General features: G+C 68.9%; 13 protein-coding genes. 12 read left to right on the top strand and 1 reads right to left on the bottom strand.

What is annotated here, in order from left to right; translation table 11 throughout:
• The 12 genes from MFF56_RS05610 to rpsQ all read left to right on the top strand — a co-directional run.
• The coding region (locus MFF56_RS05610) for an EF-Tu C-terminal domain-related protein (RefSeq protein WP_505744315.1) at positions 1–175 on the top strand (175 nt) is incomplete at its 5' end.
• An 83-nt stretch (positions 176–258) separates the two neighbouring features.
• A complete protein-coding gene (gene rpsJ / locus MFF56_RS05605; RefSeq protein ID WP_066927377.1) occupies positions 259–567 on the top strand; it encodes a 30S ribosomal protein S10 in 309 nt (102 codons plus the stop codon).
• Between the two features lie 46 nt (positions 568–613).
• The gene (gene rplC, locus MFF56_RS05600) at positions 614–1,339 is read left to right on the top strand and encodes a 50S ribosomal protein L3 (RefSeq protein WP_066927378.1); all 726 of its coding nucleotides are present in this window, start codon (positions 614–616) and stop codon (positions 1,337–1,339) included.
• Complete coding sequence (gene rplD / locus MFF56_RS05595) at positions 1,339–1,959, top strand: 50S ribosomal protein L4 (RefSeq protein WP_066927380.1); 621 nt, start codon at positions 1,339–1,341, stop codon at positions 1,957–1,959. The genes rplC and rplD overlap by 1 nt, the downstream gene beginning before the upstream one ends.
• Entirely contained in the window at positions 1,956–2,252 is a 297-nt protein-coding gene (locus tag MFF56_RS05590; protein ID WP_066927382.1) for a 50S ribosomal protein L23, read from the top strand. Before rplD ends, MFF56_RS05590 begins: the two co-directional genes overlap by 4 nt.
• 22 nt (positions 2,253–2,274) lie before the next feature.
• The gene (gene rplB / locus MFF56_RS05585) at positions 2,275–3,111 is read left to right on the top strand and encodes a 50S ribosomal protein L2 (protein WP_066927384.1); all 837 of its coding nucleotides are present in this window, start codon (positions 2,275–2,277) and stop codon (positions 3,109–3,111) included.
• Between the two features lie 5 nt (positions 3,112–3,116).
• The gene (rpsS, locus tag MFF56_RS05580; protein WP_066927386.1) at positions 3,117–3,395 is read left to right on the top strand and encodes a 30S ribosomal protein S19; all 279 of its coding nucleotides are present in this window, start codon (positions 3,117–3,119) and stop codon (positions 3,393–3,395) included.
• 1 nt (position 3,396) lies between these two features.
• The gene (gene rplV, locus MFF56_RS05575; RefSeq protein ID WP_066927388.1) at positions 3,397–3,780 is read left to right on the top strand and encodes a 50S ribosomal protein L22; all 384 of its coding nucleotides are present in this window, start codon (positions 3,397–3,399) and stop codon (positions 3,778–3,780) included.
• 10 nt (positions 3,781–3,790) lie between these two features.
• The gene (gene rpsC, locus MFF56_RS05570; protein WP_066927389.1) at positions 3,791–4,555 is read left to right on the top strand and encodes a 30S ribosomal protein S3; all 765 of its coding nucleotides are present in this window, start codon (positions 3,791–3,793) and stop codon (positions 4,553–4,555) included.
• A gap of 27 nt (positions 4,556–4,582) precedes the next feature.
• On the top strand, positions 4,583–4,996 hold the full coding sequence (gene rplP, locus MFF56_RS05565) for a 50S ribosomal protein L16 (RefSeq protein WP_066927391.1): 414 nt from the start codon (positions 4,583–4,585) through the stop codon (positions 4,994–4,996).
• Positions 4,997–5,007: 11 nt separating this feature from the next.
• Complete coding sequence (rpmC, locus tag MFF56_RS05560) at positions 5,008–5,223, top strand: 50S ribosomal protein L29 (protein WP_066927393.1); 216 nt, start codon at positions 5,008–5,010, stop codon at positions 5,221–5,223.
• Between the two features lie 10 nt (positions 5,224–5,233).
• On the top strand, positions 5,234–5,494 hold the full coding sequence (gene rpsQ, locus MFF56_RS05555; RefSeq protein WP_066927395.1) for a 30S ribosomal protein S17: 261 nt from the start codon (positions 5,234–5,236) through the stop codon (positions 5,492–5,494).
• Positions 5,495–5,574: 80 nt separating this feature from the next.
• Here the strand turns inward: rpsQ and MFF56_RS05550 are convergent, their stop codons facing one another.
• Positions 5,575–6,669, bottom strand: a complete 1,095-nt coding sequence (locus tag MFF56_RS05550; RefSeq protein ID WP_066927398.1) for a patatin-like phospholipase family protein — start codon at positions 6,667–6,669, stop codon at positions 5,575–5,577.
• Between the last annotated feature and the right edge of the window lie 60 nt (positions 6,670–6,729).

Raw genomic sequence — 6,729 nt, 5'->3', positions numbered from 1 at the left:
CGTGACCGGCGTGTGCACGCTGCCCGAGGGCACCGAGATGGTGATGCCGGGCGACAACGTGACCATGGACGTCGCGCTGATCGTGCCGGTCGCCATGGAGGAGAAGCTGCGCTTCGCCATCCGCGAGGGCGGCCGCACCGTCGGCGCCGGCGTCGTCGCCGCCATCACCGAGTAAGCGAGAGAGCAATCCTCAAGGGGAACGTGGCGGGGCGGGCCCTCGGCCCGCCCTTCCCCGTCTCCCACTGAAGGCTTCAGGTCATGAACGGTCAGAACATCCGTATCCGCCTCAAGGCGTTCGATCACCGCATCCTGGATGCGTCGACCCGCGAGATCGTGTCCACCGCGAAGCGCACCGGCGCCCAGATCCGCGGCCCGATCCCGCTGCCGACCCACATCGAGCGGTTCACCGTCAATCGCTCGCCCCACATCGACAAGAAGTCGCGCGAGCAGTTCGAGATGCGCACCCACAAGCGCGTGCTCGATATCGTCGATCCGACCCCCCAGACCGTGGACGCGCTGATGAAGCTCGACCTCGCCGCTGGCGTGGACGTGGAGATCAAGCTCTGAGCCCCCGGGCTTAGGGCTTCACTGTCAACGCGCGAGGGAGAGACCTATGCGCTCAGGCGTCATCGCACAGAAGGTCGGCATGACCCGGGTCTTCACGGAGGCCGGCGAGCATGTGCCGGTTACCGTGCTCAAGATCGATCAATGCCAGGTGGTCGCGCACCGCACCACCGAGAAGGACGGCTACGTCGCGCTGCAGGTCGGCGTCGGCAAGGCCAAGGTGAAGAACGTCTCCGCCGCCGAGCGCGGCCGCTTCGCGGTCGCCAAGGTGGAGCCGAAGAAGAAGCTCGCCGAGTTCCGCGTCAGCGAGGACGCGCTGATCCCGGTCGGTGCCGAGATCACCGCGGACCACTTCATCCCCGGCCAGTTCGTGGATGTCACCGGCACCTCGACCGGTAAGGGCTTCGCGGGCGGCATGAAGCGCTGGAACTTCGGCGGCCTGCGCGCCACGCACGGCGTGTCGGTGTCGCACCGCTCGATCGGTTCGACCGGCGGCCGTCAGGACCCGGGCAAGACCTTCAAGAACAAGAAGATGCCGGGTCACCTCGGCGTCGAGCGGGTCACCACGCAGAACCTGCGCGTTGTGCGCACGGATCCCGAGCGTGGCCTGATCCTGGTCGAGGGCGCCGTCCCGGGCGTCGCCGGCGGCTGGATCCAGATCCGCGACGCGGTGAAGCGCAAGGCGCCCGCCGACCTGCCGCTGCCGGGCAAGTTCCGTGAGAACGGCGCGACTGCCTCGGCCCCCGAAGCCGCTCCCGCCGAGGAGAACGCGTGATGAAGCTCGATATCACCACGCTCGACGGTGCCGGGGCCGGCTCGGTCGAGCTCAACGACGACATCTTCGGCCTTGAGCCCCGCGCCGACCTGCTGCAGCGCATGGTGCGCTACCAGCTCGCCAAGCGCCGGGCCGGGACGCATGCCGTGCAGAACCGCTCGGACGTGAACCGGACCCGCAAGAAGGCCTACAAGCAGAAGGGCACCGGCAACGCCCGTCACGGCGCGGCCTCGGCCCCGCAGTTCCGCGGCGGCGGCCGGGCCTTCGGCCCGGTGGTGCGCGACCACGCCCACGACCTTCCCAAGAAGGTCCGGGCGCTTGCGCTCCGCCACGCCCTCTCGGCCAAGGCCAAGGCCTCGACCCTGATCGTCGTCGACGACATCAAGATCGACGACCACAAGACCAAGGGCCTCGTCGAGCGCTTCGGCAAGCTCGGCCTCTCGAACGCGCTGATCATCGGCGGGTCCGAGGTCGACGTGAACTTCGGCCGGGCCGCCCGCGCCATCCCGCAGATCGACGTGCTGCCGATCCAGGGCATCAACGTCTACGACATCCTGCGCCGCGACACCCTCGTTCTCACGAAGGCGGCGATCGACGCCCTCGAGGAGCGCTTCAAATGAGTCTCGATCCGCGCCACTACGACGTGATCGTCTCCCCGGTCATCACCGAGAAGGCGACGAACCTCACCGAGCAGAACAAGGTCGTCTTCCGGGTCGCCCCGAAGGCTACCAAGCCGCAGATCAAGGAAGCGGTGGAGAAGCTGTTCGACGTCAAGGTCACGGCGGTGAACACCCTCGTGACCAAGGGCAAGCAGAAGATTTTCCGCGGGCAGCGCGGACAGCGTTCGGACGTGAAGAAGGCGATCGTCACCCTCGCCGAGGGTGACTCGATCGACGTCACGACCGGGCTCTGAGGACGGGTTAAGGACCAAACCGATGGCCTTGAAGACATTCAAACCGGTCACGCCGAGCCTGCGCCAGCTCGTCCTCGTCGACCGCCGTGAGCTCTACAAGGGCAAGCCGGTGAAGGCGCTGACCGTCGGCAAGATCTCGACCGGCGGCCGCAACAACCTCGGCCGCGTGACCGTCCGCTTCCGCGGCGGCGGTCACAAGCGGTCGCTCCGCCTGGTCGATTTCAAGCGTCGCGAGCAGCTCAACGTGACGGCGACGGTCGAGCGGATCGAGTACGATCCGAACCGCACCGCCTTCATCGCGCTGATCAGCTTCCCGGACGGCAAGCAGAGCTACATCCTGGCTCCGCAGCGCCTCTCGGCGGGCGACAAGGTGGTGGCCGGCGAGAACGTCGACATCAAGCCCGGCAACGCGGGCCCGATCGGCAACATGCCGGTGGGCACGATCGTGCACAACGTCGAGCTGAAGATCGGCAAGGGCGGCGCGATCGCGCGGTCCGCCGGCAACTACGCGCAGATCGTCGGGCGCGACCAGGGCTACGTGACCCTGCGTCTCAACTCCGGCGAGCAGCGCCTGGTCCACGGCCAGTGCTTCGCCAGCGTCGGCGCGGTCTCGAACCCGGACCACATGAACATCTCGCTCGGCAAGGCCGGGCGCAACCGGTGGCTCGGCAAGCGTCCGCACAACCGCGGCGTGGCGATGAACCCGGTCGACCACCCGCACGGCGGCGGCGAGGGTCGCACCTCGGGCGGCCGTAACCCGGTGACGCCCTGGGGCGTGCCGACCAAGGGGAAGAAGACCCGCTCCAACAAGCGGACCGACGTCTTCATCCTGTCCAGCCGCCACAACCGCAAGAAGTAACCGCCATGGCACGTTCGATCTGGAAGGGGCCGTTCGTCGACGGCTACCTCTTCAAGAAGGCCGAGGCGGCTCGTGGTGCGAGCCGCAACGAGGTCATCAAGATCTGGAGCCGCCGCTCCACGATCCTCCCGCAGTTCGTCGGGCTCACCTTCGGTGTGCACAACGGGCAGAAGCACATCCCGGTCTACGTCACCGAGGAGATGGTCGGGCACAAGTTCGGCGAGTTCTCGCCGACCCGCACCTTCCCGGGCCACGCGGCCGACAAGAAGGCGAAGAGGCGCTGAGATGGGCAAGCAGGCCACCCCCCGCGCGCTCCCCGAGAACGAGGCGAAGGCGGTTGCGCGGATGATCCGCGTCTCCCCCCAGAAGCTCAACCTCGTGGCGCAGCTGATCCGCGGCAAGAAGGTGGAGTCGGCGCTGGCCGACCTCCAGTTCTCGCGCAAGCGCATCGCGACCGACGTCAAGAAGTGCCTCGAGAGCGCCATCGCCAACGCCGAGAACAACCACAACCTCGACGTGGACGACCTCGTCGTCTCGGAGGCCTATGTGGGCAAGGCGCTGGTTCTCAAGCGCTTCCACGCCCGTGCCCGCGGCCGCGGCGCACGCATCCTGAAGCCCTTCTCGAACCTCACCATCGTGGTTCGGGAAGTCCGGGCCGAAGCGGCCTGAGGAGGATCTGATGGGTCAGAAAGTCAACCCGATCGGTCTCCGGCTCGGCATCAACCGGACCTGGGACTCCCGCTGGTTCGCCGGCAAGGGCGAGTACGCCAAGCTCATGCACGAGGACGTCGCGATCCGCGCCGCCCTCATGAAGCAGCTCAAGCAGGCCGCGGTCTCCAAGATCGTGATCGAGCGCCCGCACCGGAAGTGCCGCGTCACCATCCACTCGGGTCGTCCGGGCGTGGTGATCGGCAAGAAGGGCGCGGACATCGAGAAGCTGCGCAAGCTCGTCGGCACGATGACGAAGGCCGACGTGACCATCAACATCGTCGAGGTGCGCAAGCCCGAGATCGACGCCACGCTGGTGGCCGACTCGATCGCCCAGCAGCTCGAGCGCCGCGTCGCCTTCCGTCGCGCCATGAAGCGCGCCGTGCAGTCGGCGATGCGTCTCGGCGCCGAGGGCATCCGCATCAACTGCTCGGGCCGTCTCGGCGGCGCCGAGATCGCGCGCCAGGAATGGTACCGCGAGGGCCGCGTCCCGCTGCACACCCTGCGGGCAGACGTGGACTACGGCACCGCCACGGCGTTCACCACCTACGGGACCTGCGGCATCAAGGTCTGGGTGTTCAAGGGCGAGATCCTCGAGCACGACCCGATGGCCCAGGACAAGAAGGCTCAGGAAGAGGGTGGCCGTTCGGGCGGCCGTCGCGAGCGCGACGGCGAGGGCCGCGGCGATCGGGGTGACCGTGGCGACCGCGGTCGTCGCGAGCCGTCCCACGCGTGAGCCGCTTGAGCGAATAGAGAGGCTGCCATGCTGCAACCCAAGAAGACGAAGTTCCGCAAGCAGTTCAAGGGCCGCATCCACGGTGCGGCCAAGGGCGGCTTCGAGCTGAACTTCGGCACCTTCGGCCTGAAGGCCGTGGAGCCCGAGCGCGTCACCGCCCGGCAGATCGAGGCGGCCCGCCGCGCGATCACCCGCGAGATGAAGCGCCAGGGCCGCGTGTGGATCCGGGTGTTCCCGGACCTGCCCGTCACCTCGAAGCCGACCGAGGTCCGCATGGGCTCCGGTAAGGGCGCCCCGGATTACTGGGCCGCGCGCGTCCACCCGGGCCGCATCATGTTCGAGGTCGACGGCGTCGCCGAGGACATCGCCCGCGAGGCGCTCCGCCTCGGGGCCGCCAAGCTGTCGGTGCGCACCCGCATCGTCACCCGCATCGCCGACTGAGGGAGGGATCCGTGAAGTCGTCCAACCGGCTGTCTGATCTGAAGGCCCTGTCGGCGGATCAGCTGAATGACGAGCTGCTCAACCTGAAGAAGGAGCAGTTCAACCTGCGCTTCCAGGGTGCCACGGGCCAGCTCGAGAACGTCGCCCGCGTCCGTGAGGTCCGCCGCGATATCGCCCGCGTGCGCACGCTCCAGCGTCAGAAGACGCTGGCCGCGGCCCAGGGCTGAGGAGGGACTTATGCCGAAGCGCGTATTGCAGGGCGTCGTCGTCAGCGACAAGGGCGAGAAGACCATCGTCGTGAAGGTGGAGCGCCGCTTCACCCACCCGGTGATGAAGAAGACCGTCCGCCGCTCGAAGAACTACCACGCCCACGACGAGGCGAACGCCGCCCATGTCGGGCAGACGGTGTTCATCGAGGAGTGCCGCCCCTACTCGAAGACCAAAACCTGGAAGCTGGTCGAGGACCAGGCCGAAGCGGTCGCCACCGCCGAAGCCTGAGTTCGTCTCGGACTCTTTCGGACCTTGCGAGAGGCGGACACCCCCGGGTGCCCGCCTCTCGCGCCTTTCGGGGTGCGCCGTCAGGCGGACATCGCCGCGCGGCGCGGCCGGTGCCCGGTGAACACCTCGTCCAGGGTCGTCAGGCTGGAGGCCGCGCCGATCGCGTGGCCCTGCTCGGCGAGCCAGGCCTCGGCGGTCGCCCGGCCGAGATCGCGCAGCGCGCAGAGCGTCGACCAGCGCGTGTCGTACTTGTCGACGGAGCCCGAGGCGAGCTCGGCCGGCGCCCGCAGCAGGTGGATGTTGATGTCGAGGATGGGCCGCAGGCGCGGGGAGGGGGAGGCCGCCAGCCGCACGGCGGATTGCAGGTCGGTCAGCGTCTTCAGCTCGCGCATCAGGCCGGCGTTGAAGCTGATGTCGCTCGCCCGCTTCACCACCTCCTCGGGCCGCTCGCCGACCGCGTCGGCCACGAAGGGCGTGAGCTGGACCACGATGAGGTCGGTCGCGCCGTGGCCGCCGAAGACCAGCGGGTCGAGGGCCGGGTTGGCGACGTAGCCCCCGTCCCAGTAGCGCCGCCCGTCGATCTCGACGGCCGAGAACAGCTCCGGCAGGCAGCAGGAGGCCATCAGCGCGTCCTCGTCGATCGCCTCGCCCGTGAAGAGGCGCGCCGCTCCCGTGAGCACGTCCGTGGCGGAGACGTAGAGCGGGATCGCGCGCGGCGCCGTCAGCGCCTCGAAATCCACGCTCGCCGCCACCGCCTCCCGCCACGCGCGCATCTCCCGGAAGGCCGGGAAGTAGGGGGCGATCTGGCCGCCGTAGAGCCGGGTGAAGGCGAGCGCCTGGTCCACCCAGGGCTCGACCCAGGCGTCCACCCACGGTTCGAGCCAGGGGCCCATCCAGGACGCGGCACCGGGCGGAAGGCTTCCGGTCCAGTCCCAGGCCCGCAGGGGCGAGCGGTCGGCGGTCGCGCGCCAGAGGCGTTCCAGCGCCGTTCGCGCGCCGTCGTCGCTGCCGCTGGCGAGGCCGGAGACCAGGGCGGCCCCGTTGAGGGCGCCCGCGCTCGCCCCGCTCACCGCCGAGATCCAGATATGCTCCTCCAGGAGCCGGTCGATGACGCCCCAGCCGTAGGCGCCGTAGGCACCCCCGCCCTGGAGGCCGAGTGCGATCCGCGGCTTCATGCGATCCCCGTCTCTGTCCGCCACATATCCGCCCGCCAAACGCCGGCCCACCACGCATCC

Origin of the sequence: Methylobacterium hispanicum, assembly GCF_022179285.1 — a bacterium.
GTDB classification, from domain to species: domain Bacteria; phylum Pseudomonadota; class Alphaproteobacteria; order Rhizobiales; family Beijerinckiaceae; genus Methylobacterium; species Methylobacterium hispanicum.
The sequence above is the reverse complement of the archived record's forward strand: the minus strand, read 5'-3'. Positions and strand labels throughout refer to the sequence as shown.